Annotated in this window: 22 protein-coding genes and 1 pseudogene; 4 read left to right on the plus strand and 19 right to left on the minus strand. The window is 70.1% G+C overall.

The window, feature by feature from the left end:
- Nucleotides 1-278: pseudogene (locus IEY69_RS19615) on the plus strand (DDE-type integrase/transposase/recombinase); the annotation flags it as partial.
- 35 nt (nt 279-313) lie between these two features.
- Here IEY69_RS19615 and IEY69_RS19620 read toward each other — a convergent pair.
- Nucleotides 314-1,057 (minus strand): transposase, encoded by a 744-nt coding sequence (locus tag IEY69_RS19620; RefSeq protein ID WP_189074803.1) that lies wholly within the window; start codon nt 1,055-1,057, stop codon nt 314-316.
- A 676-nt stretch (nt 1,058-1,733) separates the two neighbouring features.
- On the opposite strand from IEY69_RS19620, the gene IEY69_RS19625 reads away from it, so the two are divergent.
- Nucleotides 1,734-3,074 carry a replication initiator protein A gene (locus tag IEY69_RS19625; protein ID WP_189074804.1) on the plus strand — a complete coding sequence of 447 codons (1,341 nt, stop codon included), beginning with the start codon at nt 1,734-1,736 and terminating at the stop codon, nt 3,072-3,074.
- Between the two features lie 89 nt (nt 3,075-3,163).
- Here the strand turns inward: IEY69_RS19625 and IEY69_RS19630 are convergent, their stop codons facing one another.
- Both IEY69_RS19630 and IEY69_RS19635 read right to left on the minus strand, forming a co-directional pair.
- Nucleotides 3,164-5,968 carry a UvrD-helicase domain-containing protein gene (locus IEY69_RS19630; protein WP_229784143.1) on the minus strand — a complete coding sequence of 935 codons (2,805 nt, stop codon included), beginning with the start codon at nt 5,966-5,968 and terminating at the stop codon, nt 3,164-3,166.
- Between the two features lie 133 nt (nt 5,969-6,101).
- A complete protein-coding gene (locus tag IEY69_RS19635) occupies nt 6,102-6,611 on the minus strand; it encodes a single-stranded DNA-binding protein (protein ID WP_189074805.1) in 510 nt (169 codons plus the stop codon).
- Nucleotides 6,612-6,774: 163 nt separating this feature from the next.
- On the opposite strand from IEY69_RS19635, the gene IEY69_RS19640 reads away from it, so the two are divergent.
- Nucleotides 6,775-7,497, plus strand: a complete 723-nt coding sequence (locus IEY69_RS19640) for a hypothetical protein (protein WP_189074806.1) — start codon at nt 6,775-6,777, stop codon at nt 7,495-7,497.
- Entirely contained in the window at nt 7,494-7,751 is a 258-nt protein-coding gene (locus IEY69_RS19645; RefSeq protein WP_189074807.1) for a hypothetical protein, read from the plus strand. Before IEY69_RS19640 ends, IEY69_RS19645 begins: the two co-directional genes overlap by 4 nt.
- Before the next feature lies 1 nt (nt 7,752).
- On the opposite strand, the gene IEY69_RS19650 is transcribed toward IEY69_RS19645, so the two are convergent.
- From IEY69_RS19650 to IEY69_RS19725, 16 genes are all read right to left on the minus strand, one after another.
- Entirely contained in the window at nt 7,753-8,286 is a 534-nt protein-coding gene (locus tag IEY69_RS19650; protein ID WP_189074808.1) for a hypothetical protein, read from the minus strand.
- Between the two features lie 35 nt (nt 8,287-8,321).
- The gene (locus IEY69_RS19655) at nt 8,322-9,110 is read right to left on the minus strand and encodes a hypothetical protein (RefSeq protein WP_189074809.1); all 789 of its coding nucleotides are present in this window, start codon (nt 9,108-9,110) and stop codon (nt 8,322-8,324) included.
- 41 nt (nt 9,111-9,151) lie between these two features.
- Entirely contained in the window at nt 9,152-9,550 is a 399-nt protein-coding gene (locus IEY69_RS19660; protein ID WP_189074810.1) for a hypothetical protein, read from the minus strand.
- A gap of 38 nt (nt 9,551-9,588) precedes the next feature.
- Nucleotides 9,589-9,873 carry a hypothetical protein gene (locus tag IEY69_RS19665; protein WP_189074811.1) on the minus strand — a complete coding sequence of 95 codons (285 nt, stop codon included), beginning with the start codon at nt 9,871-9,873 and terminating at the stop codon, nt 9,589-9,591.
- 111 nt (nt 9,874-9,984) lie between these two features.
- The gene (locus tag IEY69_RS19670; RefSeq protein ID WP_189074812.1) at nt 9,985-10,479 is read right to left on the minus strand and encodes a hypothetical protein; all 495 of its coding nucleotides are present in this window, start codon (nt 10,477-10,479) and stop codon (nt 9,985-9,987) included.
- A gap of 260 nt (nt 10,480-10,739) precedes the next feature.
- Entirely contained in the window at nt 10,740-11,096 is a 357-nt protein-coding gene (locus IEY69_RS19675; protein ID WP_189074813.1) for a hypothetical protein, read from the minus strand.
- A complete protein-coding gene (locus IEY69_RS19680; protein WP_189074814.1) occupies nt 11,093-11,491 on the minus strand; it encodes a hypothetical protein in 399 nt (132 codons plus the stop codon). Before IEY69_RS19680 ends, IEY69_RS19675 begins: the two co-directional genes overlap by 4 nt.
- Nucleotides 11,488-11,850, minus strand: coding sequence for a hypothetical protein (locus tag IEY69_RS19685; RefSeq protein ID WP_189074815.1), 363 nt, complete (start codon nt 11,848-11,850; stop codon nt 11,488-11,490). Before IEY69_RS19685 ends, IEY69_RS19680 begins: the two co-directional genes overlap by 4 nt.
- A 56-nt stretch (nt 11,851-11,906) precedes the next feature.
- Nucleotides 11,907-12,647: a ribonuclease H family protein gene (locus tag IEY69_RS19690; RefSeq protein ID WP_189074816.1), complete on the minus strand. Its 741-nt coding sequence runs from the start codon at nt 12,645-12,647 to the stop codon at nt 11,907-11,909.
- The gene (locus tag IEY69_RS19695) at nt 12,644-13,186 is read right to left on the minus strand and encodes a hypothetical protein (protein ID WP_189074817.1); all 543 of its coding nucleotides are present in this window, start codon (nt 13,184-13,186) and stop codon (nt 12,644-12,646) included. Before IEY69_RS19695 ends, IEY69_RS19690 begins: the two co-directional genes overlap by 4 nt.
- Nucleotides 13,187-13,243: 57 nt before the next feature.
- On the minus strand, nt 13,244-15,316 hold the full coding sequence (locus IEY69_RS19700; protein WP_189074818.1) for a DEAD/DEAH box helicase: 2,073 nt from the start codon (nt 15,314-15,316) through the stop codon (nt 13,244-13,246).
- Nucleotides 15,313-16,143, minus strand: a complete 831-nt coding sequence (locus IEY69_RS19705) for a tRNA-guanine transglycosylase (protein WP_189074819.1) — start codon at nt 16,141-16,143, stop codon at nt 15,313-15,315. The genes IEY69_RS19700 and IEY69_RS19705 overlap by 4 nt, the downstream gene beginning before the upstream one ends.
- Before the next feature lie 104 nt (nt 16,144-16,247).
- Nucleotides 16,248-16,766, minus strand: a complete 519-nt coding sequence (locus IEY69_RS19710) for a hypothetical protein (protein ID WP_189074820.1) — start codon at nt 16,764-16,766, stop codon at nt 16,248-16,250.
- Nucleotides 16,767-16,798: 32 nt separating this feature from the next.
- The gene (locus tag IEY69_RS19715) at nt 16,799-17,170 is read right to left on the minus strand and encodes a hypothetical protein (RefSeq protein ID WP_189074821.1); all 372 of its coding nucleotides are present in this window, start codon (nt 17,168-17,170) and stop codon (nt 16,799-16,801) included.
- Between the two features lie 59 nt (nt 17,171-17,229).
- Nucleotides 17,230-17,667: a hypothetical protein gene (locus IEY69_RS19720; protein WP_189074822.1), complete on the minus strand. Its 438-nt coding sequence runs from the start codon at nt 17,665-17,667 to the stop codon at nt 17,230-17,232.
- 35 nt (nt 17,668-17,702) lie between these two features.
- Entirely contained in the window at nt 17,703-18,440 is a 738-nt protein-coding gene (locus IEY69_RS19725; protein WP_189074823.1) for a PRTRC system protein B, read from the minus strand.
- Between the last annotated feature and the right edge of the window lie 267 nt (nt 18,441-18,707).

Genomic DNA, 18,707 nt, shown 5'->3' on the forward strand with positions numbered 1-18,707 from the left:
GTGAGGTTCCCGTGCTCCACGCCGTGGAGCACGTTCAGGTCATCTCCACCGCCCGCTGTAACAATATGGTGGAGCAATCTCACCGACCCACCCGGCAGCAAGAACGAAGCCAACTGGGCTTCAAGCGCCGGAAACGAACACAAGAATTCCTCGCCCTGCACGCCCGAGTCTCGAACCTCCATCGACACACGCGAACCACCGTTCCCGCCACCCTCAGACGAAGCCATCAATCCGCAGCTCTTCTCCGCTGGCGAGAGGCGATGCAGCAGGTGGCTTGATTCTCAAGCCACCTGCTGAGCTACTCCGGCCTCACTCAGGTTAAGTTGCCAGAACCCGCCAGGCACATCAGGTCACCCTCCGGCGACCTGGCCATCACGAGCTGCATTCGACACCCGTAGATGGCCTCCTTCTCCGCCATAGCAACCATCTGCCCAGTCGGCAACCCGGCATAGACTTCGTCCAGGCGGTCACCATCGACTCGGGCACTTCCCTTGATGCGGATACACCGTTTGATCCGTCGGCGCCGGAGAAATTCAAACCAATGCTGACCCAGGAATTCCCGATCTGCGACCAGCACCTTCCAGCGACGTGCTGGAAGGCGCTTCAGGAGGCGAGCGACCAGTCGCTCGCGTGTGGACGTGTTGCTGCTGCCACTGTGGGGAATGGCTTCCCAGACGAGAGGAAGCGTGAATCCCTGCAGGACGACACCCAGCACCAGAAGGTTCAGGGGCTGGGTGCCATGCTCCCAGTTCGTACGGTCCATGGCGAAGACCAACTTTCCTGGGGGCAGGAGGGGAAGCAGGACGTCGAGGAACACCTCGCCCGACAACTGTTGATCCTGAAAGCACCGTTGTAGCCGCTTTTTTCTGGCTTCTGGCGACATGTCGCTGGGAAGGAAAGTACCCAAGCGTCTGTGGCAGGTGGATTGAGCCTGAATCAGCGCTTCAACAACGTCCGAGACACGCTTCAGCGTGTCTCGGCGCAGGAAGGGCAGTCGTGCTTTCAACAGATCGGGCAGACTGGTAGGCTGTTCCGGAGCGGCATCGTGGATCGTCACAGACCAGTGATGCCGCTCTTTTGCTGCTTCGGATGTGACCCAGAGCGGGAATCAGCAAACTGCGTCTCAGTCGATCAAAAATCAAAGATGTCCGGTACTGAGCTTCCAGACCCTGGCGGCACGTAATGGCGGACACGTCTACCCGACACGGGTAGGAATATCGTGACCTACACCTGGGGAAGGGTGGGAAGAGGAAGGCTTTCGTATATACCGCCGTATACGCAAACTAACTCCACGCCCCCGAACAAATAAGCGCGTCAACACAGCCACGCTTCGCGGTGACACACCCGTTGAAGACCACCATCCATACGGAGACACACCTGTTGAAAAAAGCACGGCACGCGGTGACACACCCATTGAATCCAGACGGCCACCCCAGTGACACACTGGTTGCTAAGCCCAATCAACCGAGTGACACACCCGTTGCACAGGCGGTGTCCCACCCGTTGCGTCCCCTGTGACACACCTGTCGCACCCAAAACACGCCCGGTGACACACCTGTCGCATTGATCACCCAACACGGTGACACACTCATTGCATCCACGGTGACACACCCATTGCAAACAGGCAGAAAACCGCGATCCAGTCGACATCCAATACCCGTCACTGATGATGTCATCATTTCAAATCTTTACTTCTTTTTTCCAGAAGTACCCATAGAATCATCATCACGACCTTGAAGATCCAGCCGCGCCACCACGACGACCTCAACCTCTCCCGCCTCAACCTCATCGTGGCGCTGGACCAAGTTGACATGCAGGAATGGAGCGTCACTTACGAGTCCCGCGGCCGCATCGTCCGCATCAGTTGCGAAGCAGGCGTCAAATACGCCGTCCCACACGGTCTCGACAGTGACGTCAGCGCGGCCCTGATCAACCTCTATATCGAAGAAGGCATGCCTGACGACGGCCGCATCACCGTCGCCGCCACTGCCCTGCTTCACCTGTGCGGCTGGCACAAGTCCGGCAAGTACATGGGCCTGCTGCGCGCCTGCCTCGAACGCCTCCACCAAGCGAACTACACCGTCTCCGGTGGATGGCGCGACCACCCCAAACAACGCTGGACGCACGCGAAATTCCACTTCATCGAGTCACTGAACTTCACGACACTCGACGGCGTCGGCCTCTTCGACGAACGCTCCATGATCGTTCTCCGCCTCGCCGAAGACGTCACCGCCAGCATCCGCAGTGGATACCTCAAACCCCTCGACTCCGAGTTCATGACCTCCCTCTCCCGCCCACGCACCCGCGTGCTCTACCGGGTCCTCGACGCCGCCCGCTTCGACCCGGAAAACCCAGACCGGCAGGTCGATACCCTCACCTTCCCCGTCCTCGCCTGGGGCGACCAATGCAAGATCCCCAGCGAAGGCCAGGCCTGGCGGGTCATCCGCGCCCTGACCTCCCCACACCAAGAACTGATCAAACGCGGGTACCTCGCTGACGTCATCCTCTCCGGCCGCGGCAAAGACCAAACCGTCCGTTACGAATTCGCCCGGGACTTCACCAAGGTCGACCCGGCCCTCATGCGCAAGTTCCGGGAGTATGGCGTCGCCGACGGCATGGTCCGCAAACTCGTCCGGGAACACGGCGAGAGCTTCCTGACAGAAACCATCACCCGCTTTGCCGCACTGGTCTCCTCCGGCGTCCTGGTCGTCCGGAAAACCAAAGCCGCGGCCCTGATGCACCTGATCGCCCATCCCGACGACTACCCCTACCCGAATAAGCCCGCCCCACCCCCCACGAAAGCTGCACCAACCATGCAGCCTCTACTCGCTGAACCCAGCCTTGAAGAAGACTTCGCGGATCTGACGCCCGAGCGGGCAGCAGACCGCCTGATCCGCCGACTGGACCTGCACTACCGGAAGTTGCTCCGCGCACCGGACTACGACCAGATCCGACACCGCGTCCTCACAGGCGACATCATTCCAGCAGAACTCCTGCGAACTGCTGTATCGGCCGTCGCCGCTGGAAAACAGGAACAATTCGTGGCCAACTTGAGGCAAGCAACCGGCCACTGACAGGGATCACTCAACATCGATGTCGAGAGGTGAATTCTCTTCCCCCTGTTCCTGCCCCAACTCCACAAAGTGTCTCCGCACGACGACGCTCAACTGGCCTGCAAACGACCCAGTTCCGCCGGCCGGATGAATGGCGCGAGCGGCTCCGCCCCATCCAGCAGTTCCCCACTTGCCCGGTCGAACTGCAATTCCACGTCCCCCAGTGCCACGCGCAGAACCCGCCCGCTCAACCGTACCTTGCGCGCCAGGCGCACGCGCAACAGCGGCCCTTCGAACACGCACACCGGCACGCCTGATCCGAACAACGCCGGAATGGCCAGCCGCGCCTGACGCGCCGCCCGCTCGAATAACGCCAGGTGCACCTCGTGCACCGCCACGTACGGCGCCTCCACGTCCTGCAGCAGCGTCAGACCGTCTGCCGCCCACGTGCGCAGCAAGGTCCGATCCTCCTCAGCGAGCGCCGCCAGCCGCTCGCGTACGAGGCCCAGCGGCATCGGCGTGCCCCCACCGAACAGCGGCCACGCCCCCCGGGGATCCGTCAGAGTGGCCACCGGCGGTCCCCCCTCCGGCAGCGCCGGCAGCATCGACCGGCACCCCGAACTGGGCGGCGGCACCGACGAAGCAAGGATAGGCGAGGGCACCGGAGCCGCATCCTCCAGCACCTCGGCCCAGACAGGCAGCTCAGGTGCGACCTCCTCCACTTCCACAGCGGGTAGGACGCCCGGCATCACCAGCTGCTGCGCTGCCCACGCCTCCTTCCCATACGCGAACCGCAACACCCGCTGTGCCCGCGTCACCGCCACGAACTGCACCGCCCGCTCCTCCACCGGGTCCCCCTGACTCAGCGGCATCAACTCCGGGTGCAGAATCGTCACCCGCGGCCACTCCTTGCCCTTCGCCCGGTGCACCGACGCCAGCAGCACGTCCGCCTCCGCATCCTCCCGGCACAGCTGCCCCAGCAGCGTCAGGGCGTCCGCCTGCGTTCCCACTCCCGTGCGCCGCGACACCACCCACGCCAGGTACCGCAGGCAGCGGCCCACATCGAGGAGTTCCGTCAACGCCCGCCGGGCTCCCTGATCGCCCGTGCTCACCCGCACCTTGAGTGGCGTGGCCACCGGTTCCAGGTACGCCCGAACCAGATCGGTCACCATGTCGTTCTCGAAGTCCGGCGGGAACGCCTCGGTCACGCCCTCCCGCAGCCGCTGCGCGAGATCCCGCCCCGTCACCGCCACGCTCTGTTTCCGACTCATCAATTCCAGCGCCAGGCGGATCAGCGGCGCGTTCGTGCGGCACAACACCACGTCCCCCCGAGCGTACGTGGTTGTCTCCGCGCTGACATGCTCGACGATGCCCGGCTCCGCCCGCGACGCGGGCCGGATGAAGCTCGAGTGCGCCCGCGCGTACCGCACCACCTCACGCGGGCAGCGGAACGACACGCTCAGCGGGAGTTCGAGCGCGTCCACGCGTTCCTTGAGGCGAGACAGCGCCATGGGGTCCGCGCCCGCCCACGTGTAGATGGACTGGTCGCTGTCCCCCACGAAGATCAGTCGCCCGGGGGACGCGGACGCTCCACGCAGACCCAGCAGATGCAGGACGTACCGCTGACGCAGTGGCGTCAGGTCCTGCGCCTCGTCGACGAGCGCCAGGGACAGGCTCCCCGCCCCGTACCCGAGGGTCACCGGGAGCCACAGCAAATCCGTGAAATCCGCCGCACCCGCGTCTGACCAGAGGTCCGCACCCACCTGATGGAAGACGGGGATCAAGTCCACCAGCTCGTCGGGCTCTGCGGGCCACTGGGCCCGGTCCGCCAGCCACGCGGCCCGCTCCGGCGTCAGGAGGTGCAGGCCTTCCTCCCGCGCGATCGTCCACGCCCGCGCAGCAGGCGCATGGAGCTGCGTGCGGTCCGGGATGACCGTGGACGCGACCAGGCGGCCCTTCTCGTCGAGGATCTGCAAGGGGTTGCCCAGCTGCTGCTGCAGGAGGCGGAATCCGTGCGCGTGCAGCGTCAGGGCTCGCATCCGGTCAGGCAAGCGCGGCTGGAGGTCGGCCACCGCGTGCCGGTTGTACGCGAAGTACACGCCACGCCCCTCCAGGTGCCACGCCGCCTCACTGAGCGTGGTCGTCTTCCCGGCCCCGGCGGTCGCCCGCAGGAACAGATGCCGATTCGAGTCCGTCACGGCCGTCAGGAAGGCGCGCTGCTCCGGAGTGAAGTTCGTGGGAATGGGCCTGGACATGCGGGAACCTCCTGCCGTCACGGTACGCGGCGTAGGGGTGACCACGCCATCAGGCACCCACGCCTCGACCACCGTCGCCTCAGCGACCCTGGGTTCCACGTGAAGAGGCCCGCCATCCGGCGGGCAGGACTGGTCCTCCTGCGCAGGCACCTGATCCTGGGCGTGCACGCGGAACGCGAACGTCGCCCCCACCGGCCCCCCCTGCGCCCATCCCAGCACCACCAGGGCCCGCATCACCCCCAGCGCCCCCGCCCGGTCCATGTCCAGCGCCCGCGCGAACACCCCCAGCAGCCCACTCCGCCCCGACAGGAGCCGCGCGGCCGCCTCCACCTCCAGCAGGCCCGCCGCCGGCACCCACTGCACCGGCGCGATATACCCTGCCCGGCCCGAGCGTGTCTCCAGGCCCCCCGGGACCTCCACGGCCAGCCACGCCGCCGTGAGTTCCGCCAGCACGTCTCCTGCCCGCGCTTCCCCGACGAGTCTGGTCAGGGCCACCTGGGACAGCCGTCCATCCTGGGAGAGACGGTCGAACGCGAGCTGCGCGTCCGCGCTCAGGGTGGGCACCGCGAACCGGGCGTCCGGCGGTGTCAGTGCAGGGGTGAAGGGGATCGGGTCGGGGGTCGAGGGGATCGGGCGGGCGCGTGGGGCAGTCTTGGGCATGATGGGGTCTCCTGAACGCCACGGCTGAGCACGTGGGGTTGCAGCGCGACCTGGCCCCACCGATGCGGTGGGGCCACCCCTGAGGGGTTGCTGTGCAGTGGGGACGAGGCACGGGCCTCTCCCCACTCGCGGGTCAGTCTGCAGCGTTCTCCTGCGTCGCCCCGATCGCGTGCCGCTGCCGCTGCCCGCCCGGCAGGCTGAATTCCGGCAGGGCCTTCCCGCCACCCCGAAACATGATCAGCGTCCGGTACTTGAACTCCCCGTTCGACTCCTCCACGAGGTGCTCCGGGTCCGTCTCCCGCGCCCCACGGCTGTACTTCAGCGCCGCCGGAAGTTTCATCTTCCTGGAGTCCACGGCTTCGAGCTCCCTGAGCTTGTAGAAGCTCCCGTCGTGAATCACGCCCCGGTCTCCATCCGGGCTCGTCCACGGGGTCGCGCCGATCAGCGACCAGTCGAACGTGTCGTGCTGCGCGTACGGCAACTGGAGGCCCCCGCACGGGATCTCCCCCTCGGGCCGGTACCCTCGCCGTCCGTACTCGCGTTGCAGGGCGCGGAGTTCCTGCGGGGTGTTCGCGTACACGGTGATGCGGGTGCCGATGGCGTCGACCAGCACAAGGCTGCTGCGGTGCGGAATCTCATTCATGGGGTGCTCCTGGAGTGAGGACGAAACGGGCGTGATCGCGGTGCGGCACGCGTGAACCCCCCTGCCCTGGCCTGCCCCCCGGGCAGGCCACCCCTGATCACCCCAGCGGGTGGACCGCGCATGGTCTTGCACGCGTCACCCCCACGCACGGGACGCTCCATTCATGACCCTGCCCCCCCACCCCCACGGCGGCACCCCCGTTCCTGGCGTGTTCACCCTCCTGCGCACCCACGACGCCCCAGGCGGCCCCGTCCACACTCCACTGCACGTCCTGCACTGCCCGGAAGCGCACGCCACGCGGGTCGCGCAGGTCCTGAACGAACAGGCTGGTCACGTCCGGTACCACGTGCAGCCCCTGACCGCCCTGAGCGAAGAGGACCTCACCGAACACGCCCTGTACGTCACCACCATCCGCTTCACCCTGACCCCAGGCGCCGTGCGGTACAGCGTCAGCCAGACCCGCACGCCCAGCATCCAGGCCTTCCACCCGCCCCTGGACACCCCCACCGCGCACGGGGGCGGCTTCGCGCCCCACCTCACCGTGTGGACGCGTGACGCCGCTCTCGGCCTGCACCTCGCCCGGCATGTTCAGACCGTGCACCTGCGGGGCGTCCATCCCGCCCTGGCCGCGATGGTGCGTGACTGGGCCGCTGCCGACGTCACGGGCCGCATGGGCGCCTGGCCGCACGCCCGCCCCCTGGGTGGTCACGTCGTGTGGGTCCACCCCACTGGGACGCTGTTCGTCGTGAACGCGGCGGGCCTCAGTGTGCCCGCGGCGTTCCTGCAGGAGCACGCGGACGCCCTCGTCGGACCGGACGTGGTCTTGCCCCTGGCCGACCTGTCTGCGCACAGTAGACCCATGACCCGCACCGGAGTGGCCTCGTGACGGCCGATCAGGAAACCTTCCTGATCGCGGCCGCGCTTCTCGTGAGCGTCCTGCTCGCCGTCCTCTTCCCCTTCCCCCTCCTGCACTGGGCGGTCCTGCTCGCGTGTGGGTTCGTCGTGGCGCTGGCCCTGCTGAACGTGTGGACGCTCGGCTTTGTTCAGCCCGGCGAGCGGGTCACAGCGGCCCTCGGACGGACGCCCGTCTACCTCACTGGCGGCGTGGCTGCCGCGGGCCTCGTCACGCTGCTCCTCTGAGTCAGTCCACGTGACTCCAGGGGTTGATCTGGCCGCGCTCCATACTCCGTTGAATGCGCCCCCGGATGTCTGCCGCCTGCCGCAGGGACTGGGCGTGTTCCGGCCAGATCTCGTCCACCACGGAGAGGAACGCCTCGCGGGGCAGGGTGCGGCGCAGGGCCCCCAGCCAGTGGTCACTGGTGGAGACGGCACGCCGGACGCTGGGCGCCAGGGCGCGCAGGCGGCGCAGCTGGCGCAGGGCGTCCGGGTACGCCTCCGGACAGTGGCGTTTCATCGCGCGGCGGAACTGCTCGCCGTGCACGGCCGCCACCGCATCCAGGGCCGCGCGCCGGGTTCGGAGGTCATCACTCAGCCGCACCTGATGATCGGCCGGGCGGTCGCGCAGAACCCCAGTGCGGATCAGGTCGCCTTCCAGGCCGGCGTCCATGAACAGGGGCAGGCGGGCGCGCTGCCGGTCGTTCCAGCGCCTGGCGTTGCGTTCACTGGCTTGCTCGGGCGTGCGTGGGGCGCGGGGCGGTCTGGGCGATCTGGGCATCCGTGAGGCGTGGCCCCGGGTGCGGGGCCAGGGCTTCACGCCACCTGGGTGTCCACGTGCTCCGGCGGGAGGGCCGCGCGCATGTCCTGGGCCAGTTGTGTGGCCGGCAGCATCCAGCTCGCCCAACGGTTGCGGTACTCGTGCGCCCAGCGGTCCTGCCCGGCGAGCGGCTCCACCCGCCACATGATGCCCACGCCACTCGGGCTGGCCTGCCGGGGCATCCAGAGCCCGCAGGCGGAGACTTCGATGAACACGCCTGTGTCCGAACCGTCTGGAGCGAGGTGCGCGGTCATCTCGCCACTCACCGCGATCCCACCCGGATTCCAGTGCACCGTCCCCTTCCAGCCCAGGTGCCGCTGCACGGCTTTCAGGAACCGCCGGGCGTCCAGTTCGAACGCGCGCTTGCCCTCCGCGTTGTAGCCGACGTAGCCCTCTGCGTCCGGGTACTCGCCCAGGAGTCGCTCCCCGCTCTGTGCGGCCTTCAGGCGGGCCTGCCACGCCTCGCAGCGGGCCCGCCACGTCCCGTCCACGTGCAGGCCTGCGGGCGTGAGGTGCCGCGTGAACGCCCGGCTGGCGCGGGCGGCCTCTGGGTTGCGTCCTTCCCCTTCGAGGGTGAGCGCGGCGTTCTCCCCGGTCGGGAGCGGGCCGTTCAGCAGGTGCACGGTGCCGATCATGGCGGTGGTGAGCCCTGCCCGGCGGCACGCGACGTACAGGGTGCGTCCCTCGCGTTCGAGGGCGACGATCTCACTCCCGGTCGTCTGCGCGAGGGCTTGCGTGAGGTGCTCAGGGTGATCGGGGTCAAGGGTGATCAGGAACTTCGCCATGACGGCCGCGTGGCCCCCGGAGTGGGGGCCAGGTTTGAGATTCAGCGACCTGCTACGGCGGCCTGTTCCTGCAAAGTCAGGGCCAGGGAGAGACGAGCACGGCGGGTACCGTCCAGCAGCTGAGCAAGGTGATCGAACGCCTCAATACGCTGGTCACTGGTCTTCAGGTCCTCCGCGGTGGCGGGGGCGTTCCGGAACTCCGCATCCTTGAGGTCGTGCAGTTGCCGCATCGTTCGTTCGTCCAGGGCAGCCTGAGTGCGAAGAACGTCGGCTGTGAGTCCCTGGGGCGGGTAATGCAGTAAGGCATCGCGTTCCACTCGGGCCTGCGCGAAGGTAGCGTCGTCCAGCGTGGTGAGGAGATGCAGCAGAGCGGGAAGGTCTCCTGCGAAGTGCGCGGCGGCCAGGGTGTCGAGGACTGTTGAGGGCAGCGTGGGGATCATGACGGCCGCGTGGCCCCCGGAGTGGGGGCCAGGGCTGGTCAGGCGCGGAGCGCGCGGCGGGACTGCATCCAGTCGTGTGCAGCACTCGCCACCCCGCAGGTGGGGCACGTCCAGGTCTCGTCCGGCGCCTCGAGCAGCGTGCATTCCACATGCTTCGCGCTGCACCCCGGGCAGGCCACGTGGTACGCACCCACGCTGTCCAGCAGGCCGGGCAGTTCCACGCCCAGCACCTCCGCCAGGGCCTCCGGTGCGTGCTGGAGGGCCAGTGCGAGACGTTCGAGCGTGGCGGGGTCCTGAACGAGCGCGGCCAGCTGCACGGTCATTGAGCAGGGCTGAGAGGCTGCGGTCAAGGACTGGGTGACTTGCTGGTTGTCGTTGGCTTCGATCATGCACGGCACGTGGCCCCCAGGAGGGGGCCAGGACTGCAGGGTGCGTCAGCGAGAGGTGGGCGGCAGGATCAACGCCGGGAGTTCCTTCCCCACCGTCTCCGGGAAGGTGCTGGGCAGGACCGGCGCGGCCACTTGGGCGTCGGGTGCCGCGAGGGCAATCAGGCCCACCCGGGCGTCCGTGCTGTACTCCACCCACACCGGCGGCTTCTGACCGTGCTGCACGCGCAGGCGGTGCAGACCTTCGGGCGTGAGCGTCCACGTGCTGAGCGTGAGCGGCCCGGCGCCCCGCACGCCCATCAGTGCGTCCACAGCCGGGGTGAAGCGCGGGTCCTTGGTGGCCGCCTGGAGGGACACCGCGAGCTGCCGCGCGCGGACCGGGTGCGCGTGCGCGTGATCGGCGAGTTGCGCGGCGGTCACGTCGTTCGTCGCGCGGCCGCGCCGGTGCTCCACCAGGCCGATCTCACTGGCGAACATGCGCAGCGTGGATGGGGAGAGGAGCTTCAGGGCCTGCCGGAGAGCGGTTTTCGTGGTGTGTTTCATGGGTGGTCCGTGGGTCGTGCGCCGAACAGCATACGGGCGAGGATCAGGGGTGCGGTGATGGCGAGCAGGGCGGTGAGCATGACGGCCGCGTGGCCCCCGTGAGGGGGCCAGGGCTGTGTCAGGGTTGCCGGGGACCGCGGCGGACCTTCACGGCGATGGCCGCTGCTGCGAGGGAACCGAGCGCGCCGAGGACGATGACGTACAGCAGGATGAGGGTGAGCAGGGTCATGAGGTCTCCAGTCGCGGCACGTCTGTGCTGCTCAGCTGAGGTCGAGGGCGAGCTCGCGGCGCCGGGCGGCCACCTCGCGCAGGAGGCCCGCGAGCTCCAGGCAGAGATAGGCGCGGCGGTCCAGGTGCACGAGATCAGGCAGGGTGTGGTCAGCCGTCACGAGGCACGTCGCCCGCAGGTCATCGAGTTGCGCGGCGGTGAACTCGTCGGCGAGGGCCTGCTGGTCGAGTTGCGGGGCGCTCAGCGGCTGAGGCGGGTGGGGGGTGGGCAGCTGCGCGCGTTCGATGCGGGCCGCGCGCAGCGTGCCCGTGTCGAGCACGTCCAGCAGGCCCACGAGTCGGGCCACATCTCCCTCGCAGTGCGCGGCCAGGGCGTGCAGGACGCTCACGCGATCACCTCTGGCGCGGCGGCGGCGACGGCCGTGATGGCGTCCGCCAGGAGCTGACGGTCGGCGGGCGTGACGTGCAGGGTGACGTCCTCGCCGTGCACGCTCAGGGTCAGGCAGGCCGGGTGCAGGGTGATGCTCGCGGGGTCCAGCGGGTCGCTGTGATCACGGAAGGTCCCGGCCGTCCCGTCGATCAGGCGGGCGGCGCACGTGGCGGCCCAGGAGGGGTGGAACCCGCCGACGCCCTGCGGCGCCTCGATCACGATGGCGTCCCCGTCCACGTCCTGCCGGTGGGAGACGATGACGGGCACCCCGGACGCGAGGGTGAGGGTGACCGTGTGGGTGGCCATGATCTGCGGGGTGGCGGCCGAGGAGTGCTGCACGTTGCCGCCGGTCATGCGCGGACCTGGGTGAGGACGAGGCTCTGGGCGCGGGGTTTCTTCACGGCGAGGTTCGCGAGCGTGTCCGCGTCCAGATCCCCGGCCGTGGCGAGGCGATCGGCCTTCTTCCGGTCGATGGTGGCGACCTCCAGGGTGGCCGCGTCCCCGAAGCATTCCCGGAAGCGGTCCAGGGGGTACTCGATGGTGGTCGAGGTGCGGAGTTCCGCTCGGTACAGGTCCGTCTGCACGGTCTTGCCGTCAAGCAGGGCGGCTTTGAGTTCCGCGCCGAGCTGGTCGCGTTCGGCTTCGAGGCCGAGGATGGTGTCGCGGAGGGTGGCGTAGCGGTCGAGCAGGTCGGTCAGGTGGGGGGTGGTCATGGTGTCGGACTCCTTGGGGGGTGAGGGGACGTGGTGGGCAGGCCAGCGGGGTGAAGTCACGGGGTCATCAAGTGCAGTCGGCTGCCGCGCAGGGCGAGAGCGCAGCGGGCTGCACTGAGGGAAGCGAGCAGGTCGTCCGGGGCGTGCTCGGGGTGGGTCCAGAGGTGCGCGGCGTAGGGCGGCACGCCGCGCACCCGGACGCGGACGCCGGGTGGGGCGCGGCCCGCGAGATCGATCAGGATGCGCAGGGCGGCCAGGGGGCCGTGGGCGACCGCGCGGAGTCCACCGCCGCGGGCGGAAGTGCCGTCCGGGTGGTGGCGCAGGCGGACGATCACCCCGGGCGTCTCAGGGGGAAGCGGGGGGAGGTGGACGCGGCGGGCACGGCGATGCGTGCGCATGTGTCCGGCCGCGTGGTGCGCCGGGTGGTGGGCGGCGTTCTCCCCTCTGGGGATCCACTGAACGTGCAGGTGCACGCCCCGTTCCGCTGCGAGTTGGAGGAGGTGCCGCGCGGGTTCGGTCAGGGGCGACCTGGACGGTGCGAGTCCCGTCAGGACGTGCACGGTGGCGAGGCAGTCCACATGCAGGTGGAGGGGACCGGGATCGGCGTGCTGGACGGCGAGGCGTGCGGCCTGCAGTTCAGCCTGCTGGGTGGTGTGCGCCCGCGCGGTGGCCGTGACGGTCACGCCGTTCACGACGGCCGCCAGGGCGTACACGTCCCGCAGGGCGAGGCTGGCGTCGGTGTACGCGATCTGGTGCGGCATAGGGTGCAGGGTGCCGGACGTAGGGGTGACCGTCACGCGGCCCGCTCCGGCTGAACCACCTGCTCCGGCTGGACCACCTGCTCCGGCTGGACGGGCGTGGTCTGGGCGCTCCACGTGGCGGGCACGCGGAGCGTGAACACCGCGAGGCGGAACTGCGCGCGGAACTCATCAGCCGACAGGACACGGGTGCGGCCGTCCCGGCAGAGGATGTCCACGCCACCCGCTCCGCGCGACAGGCGGTACTCGCAGATGGGCCAGCCGTCCTGGTCGTGCACGCTAACCCGCACGGACCCGCGGGAGAGGCCCACGAGGATTTCGTCGGGGGTGACGGCCGTGAGGACTTCGGGTTCCTTCGCGGCGTAGGCGCGCAGGGCCGTGACGGTGGCCTGGACGCGGCAGGGGTCGCCCGTGAGCTTCAGGGCGCGGCCCGCGGCGAGCAGGCGTGCGAGGCGTTTCAGGCGCAGCTGAAGGGCGGGGCGTCGGCGGGCCACCTTCCGGAGATCCTCGAGGGCCTGCTGAGGGGTGGGAGCGGGCTTGTGGGCGCCGGGGACGCTGATGGTCAGGGGAGTGAGCATGCGCCTGTCCTGGCCCACACCAGGGGTGTGGGCCAGTGCTGCGAGGACGCCACGTGATCAAGTGAGGTGCAGACGCACGGCCAGGATGTGCTTGCACAGCGTGACCCCATCCGGGCAGTCGCAGGTGAGCGCGTCGCCGTGCCGGGTGACGGTGCGGGCCTCGCTGCCGCCGGTGACTGTCCAGCCCTGAGCGGTGGGCGTGACGGTCAGGAGGCGGGCGCGGGCGAGCCGGGCTGGGTCAGCGAGCACCGTGCGGGCGCGGGAGGCGGGCGTGGGTTCGGCGAGCGGGACCGGACCGTACGCCTGGGCGGCCCCGATGAGTCGTTCTGCGGTGCGGGCCGTGAACCTGGCGGCGGTGAGCTGCGCGGGGGGCGTGCGGGCGAGCGTGGGGAGGTCTGGGACGCCCGCCTGGGTCAGCGCGCGGGCGGTGACGTGCCCGACCCCGCTGAGCAGCGCGAGGGTCGCGGCGCGGGGAGGGAGTTGCGCGGCGAGGCTCACGCGGGTGAGGTTCACGCTGATGCTGGGAGACAGGGCGTGCCAGGCGCTCACGATGCGGAGGGCGTCCTCACGCAGGGCCGTGACGGTCGGGACGTGCAGGCCGCTCAGCCCCGCGGCCCCGTCATCCCCGTGATGGGTGGCGGCGTGCAGGAGGGCCGCGCCGATCACCGCGTCCGGCGGGGCGGTGCCCGCGTCGAGGGTGCGGGACGGGACGCCCATCAGGGCGTCGACGAGGGTGGCGCGCGACTCGTCCCCGAGGCTGGGCAGGCGAACGTGCGCGGCGGCGGACAGGAGCACGTCCAGCACCGTCGGGTCCTGTGGGAGGACGCGGACGGCCGCGACGACGGGGACAGGGAGCAGGGCCTGACTGGCCACGCGGCCCAGTGGCGTGACCCTGAGCACGCCCCCGTGGTCGGCGAGGGCGCCCCGCAGGAGAAGCGTGGCCACGGCGCGCGGGGCGTTCAGGGTGCCGGTGTGCGCCGCGAAGGTCTGCTGGGCCATGCGGGTCGCCTGTGCTCGGGTGCGGGCGTACCCGCCGTCCACGCAGCCGAGCAGGAACCCGAGCAGGTGTTCGCCACGGGCCAGGGGACTGCTGAGCGGTTCGAAGCGGCCGCGTTCGTACTGGCCGGGCTGCTCCGCGCGGGTGCCGAGCACCGTGACCTGGGCGCGCGTGGCGCCGGGCCGCCCGGCGCGTCCGGCCCGCTGCCACGCAGCGTTCACGGTCAGCGCCTGTCGCCCATCAGGACCGAACGTGGTGAGGTCGTACAGCACCACGTGCTCGGCGGGGAGGTTCACGCCGACTTCCAGGGTGGGCGTGCAGATCAGGACGCGGGTGCGGCCCGCCCGGAAGTCCGCCTCGACCTGGGCGCGCACGTCGGGCGTGAGGCCCGCGTGGTGCGCGGCGCTGGCGTGCCCGGCCTGCTGGAGCTGCGCGGCGAGGTCCGTGGCCCGCTGGCGGCCGTGCACGAACACCAGGGTGGACTCCCCGGGCGTGAGGGCACGCTGCAGGGCGGCGGGTTTGTCGGCGACCGCGCGGACGGCCTTCGCGGTCCAGGTGAGTGGCATCGGTCGGATGCCACCTCCGATGTGCAGGGCACTGAGCCAGTCGGCGAGCACGCGGGGGTTCCCGCAGGTGGCGGTCAGGGCCAGGACGCGCAGGAAGGGGAGTGTGGCCCGCAGGCGGGTGAGGGCGGCGTCCAGGGCGGCGCCGCGGGCGGGGTCGCTGATGGTGTGGATCTCGTCGGTGATCAGGAGGCCCACCCGCGCGAGCCAGGGGTGGTGGCGGCGCCAGCGGCGCGTCACGAGGTCCAGGCGTTCGGGCGTCATGATCAGGACGTGCGCGGCGCGGTGTGGGGGGCTGGGCTGGTCGCGGGTGAAGGCCTGCACGCGGCCGGGGAGGTCGGCCCAGGTGTGGGCGATCTCGTGCGCGAGGGCTTTGGTGGGCACGGTGACGATGACGCGTTCCCCTTGAAGGAGGGCGTGCCGGGCGGCCTCGCGAGCGAGATGGGTCTTGCCGCTCCCGGTGGGGCTCGTGATCAGGGCGCTGACGGGGAGCGTGGTCACGCCGCACGCCAGGGCGAGATCCGGGCCGGAGAGGACGGGAGGGGCGGTGATCGGGGCTGGGCTGGTCACGCGCTTCTCCTGGGGGTGAGGGGTCGCCACGCAGGGTGCAGGGCGAGGGGCACGTCCGCGTGCAGGGCGGTGAGGAGGTTCGTGACGGCCAGCCGCAGGCGTTCGTGCGGGGCGGCGTCCGGGATGACCTCCCCCGTCCAGGCGCGGCCACTGGCGGCCATACGCTGCGGACTGCTGGAGTCCACGGTGGTCGCGCCGGCCGTGAGGGCCGCGTGGATGGAGTCGGGGTGCCCGAGGCCGAACACGTGCAGGGGCAGTCCGGCGGGGAGCTGGGCGCGGACGGTGCGGATCTCGTGCCGGATGCGGTCCCGGTCGGCGCTGTGCGGGGCGAGGCCGCCGAGGGCGAGGCCGTCCGGGCGGGCGGCGAGGATCGCGGTGAGGTCCTGGCCGGGCTGGACGCTGGCGTATAGGGTGCCGGGGCGGATCTGGGACAGGGCCCACAGGGCGTTGCGTTCCCCGAGGTGGAGGCGGCGGGCGCGTTCGTCGGTGGTCGCGGTGGCGGGCGCGGGGAAGTCCAGCGTGAAGCACACGGCAGCCCGCGCGGACCGCTGCAGATCGTACACGTCCAGCGGCGTGAGGGGAGCCTGGCCGGGCACGTGCAGCGCCGCGAACGCACCGGTGTCCACGACGGTCGCGTGGGCGTCCAGGGCCTGGTACCCGCCGCTGTCGATCATCAGGGGCAGGGCGGGCAGCGGGGCGCCGGGCGCGGCGCGGAGTTCGGCGGCGCTCATCAGGGCGGCGGGCGCGTAGCGTTCCACGTACGGCGTGAGCAGCGCGTCGAGCGGGTAGCGGTGCGTGAGCACTGGAATGAAGCCATTGAAGGTCATGCCGCGCGGCAAGGCCGGGGGGTGTTTCCCCCGGCCAGGACTCATGGGGCGCGGTCGCCGGGCACGACGAAAAGAGGGTGGACCGAACATCGGTCCACCCTCGGTCACGCTGTCGGGTCCCCTTCGGGCTTCCAGCCCTGGCCGATGTGCCACACCTCCGTGACCTTCTTCCACCAGGGCGCGCGGGCGCGGTACTCGGCGAGCGCGGTGGCTGGCGTGAGGGGAGCCTTGAACTTCGCGCTGCGGTACTGATCAGAGCGGTCGCCGTGCTCGCGGTACACGATGGCGGTCTTCGCGCGCCGGTCGAAGTCTCGTGCCTCGCGGCGCTCGTCGTCGATCACGAGCAGGCACTCGATGGCCGTCTCCTCGTCGTGCGGAACCGTGAATTCGGGCAGGGCGCCACGGGCGGGGTAGGTGTGCGTGCCGAGCGTGGCGACCCACGCGCGGCACGCGGCCTCGGCGTCGCGCGTGTCGAAGTGCGCGCAGTTCGGGCCGCCGGTGCCGCTGTTCTCGATGGTGCCGATGCGTTTGCCGTCCTTGAGCAGCGTGCCGGTGAAGGCGACGCCGTCGTGGGTGGGGAGGTACTTCACGCCTTTGATGTCGTATCCGTTGGGGTTGAACATGGGTGCTCCTGAGGGGGTGGAATGGGGGCGGGTCAGAACGTCAGCGTCCACGTGCCATCCGGGTTGTGGGCGTACAGCTGCTCACCGGTGAGCTGGGATGCGAAGCCCAGCACATCGGCGGTGAGGCGCTCGTCGCGGATGACCTCGGCCTGCTCCCGGTCGAAGTCATGCCCAGCGAGGCAGCGCATGAGGCGCCGCCCGACGCGTTCCGTGGGCAGCAGGGCGCGGATGGCGAGGCCGGAGCGTTCGTGCGTGAGGGCCCACCCGGCGTCGTCGAGCATGCGGTGCAGCGCGGCGCCGGGCAGGTCAGCGAGGCGGACGCAGGGCACGGTCTGGGTCTGGTCGCCCTGTACGGCGCGGACTTCCCCGGGGATGAACCGGGGGCGATATCTGGTCTGGGCCATGCGTGCCCGTGGCCCCCGGGCGTGCCGGGGGCCATCACTCCTGGGCGGGGCGGGCAGCGCTACTTCCGGGTGGGACCGGGCGTGCGGGTGCCGCCCGAGCGCGGTTGGGTTGGTCGGATCGCGGCGGGGTCAGGGTGGGCGGCCAGCAGGTCCGCGATGGCCTGCGGGGCGGTCGCCGCGAGGACGGGGCGGTTCAGCGCTCGGCCCTGGGGGGTGGTCCACCAGGCCGCGAAGACGAAATCGAAGTCCGGCTGCTGCACGCGCAGTTCCACGGTGAGGTGATGGCCGGGCGTCAGGGGGACGTCGAGGCCTGGGGCGGGCGGCAGCAGGACGGGCTGTTGGGCCGCCAAGTGCGTCAGGGCGGCCTCGATGGTAGGCCCGTGGCCGGTCACCGAGGTGTCCTTCCCGGTCTGGAGCCGGGCGCAGCACGCGTCGTTGTCGGCGAGGAGGACGAGGCGCGAGGGGAAGTGTGGTTCGGTGACCGGCGGCGTGTCCATGGTCCGCACGGTGACGTGCCTGGGGGTGACGGCGATCAGGTCAGGATCTGCCCGAGGGTCTTCCCCGCGTCCACGAGCACCTCGGCCGGGAACGTGCCCTGCGCCTGCGCCATGTCCAGCAGTTCCTCGTAGCTCTTCCCCCAGTTCATGTACCGGTCCGTGCGGCTCGGCCCGGTGAACTCCGATTGGAAGAACACCTCCGCCCAGTCGGGTTGCGTGTCCGGCGTGCAGGCCTGCGGGTACGCGGTGGACCCCCGGCACACCTGTCCGCTGGGGAAGATGTTCCAGAACGGCGCGTGGCACACGGGCGTGTCCAGGGTGGGGCGCGTGTTCTCCCGGAGGGCGTACACGCTCAGGCTGCCCGGCCCGGCAATGAACACCAGGGGTGGGTGGGGGACGAGCTGCCCGGAGAAGCGGGCCACGCTGCCGGCCTGGGCGTACTTGGGGTTGAACAGGAAGGCTCGTTCCCCGGCGGGGATCCACCAGGCGCACGCGGTGGGCGAGGTGGCCAGCGTGTTCTGCCGGGTGGGCGTGAGGGCCCGGCCGCCCAGGGTCATCAGGAGGTCACGGGCGTCCTCGCGGGTGAGGGCCTGCGCGGCGCCGAGCAGGGCCCGGCCACGGCCGTCGTGCCGGATGCGGTGCTTGCGGGTGTACCCACTGCTCAGGCCGTCCTGGCCGCCCGGCGCGTACAGGATCAGGGCGAGGACCGGTTCGTGCAGGGCGGGGGCAGCGCGCTGGGTGCGCTCGGTGGAGATGGTGATCGTGGCGGTCATGCGTTCGGCGTGGCCCCCGGGAGGGGGCCAGACCTGACTCGGGCCGCAATCAAGCTACGTGTTCGCCGGTCAGACTCGACGCCCGAGTGCGTTTTCTTTCTTTCGATCAGTAGAGTATCTGCACTCGCTACAATGACACCATCGTCCGGCACGGGGCGCGTTCAGCGTTCCTGAGCTGTGACCAGATCCACGACCTGCTGCACCGTCACGACCTTTACCCGGATGGCAGCGCAACCTCACCTTCGAACTCCTGCCCCGCACGAATCG

Origin of the sequence: Deinococcus sedimenti, assembly GCF_014648135.1 — a bacterium.
GTDB lineage: Bacteria > Deinococcota > Deinococci > Deinococcales > Deinococcaceae > Deinococcus > Deinococcus sedimenti.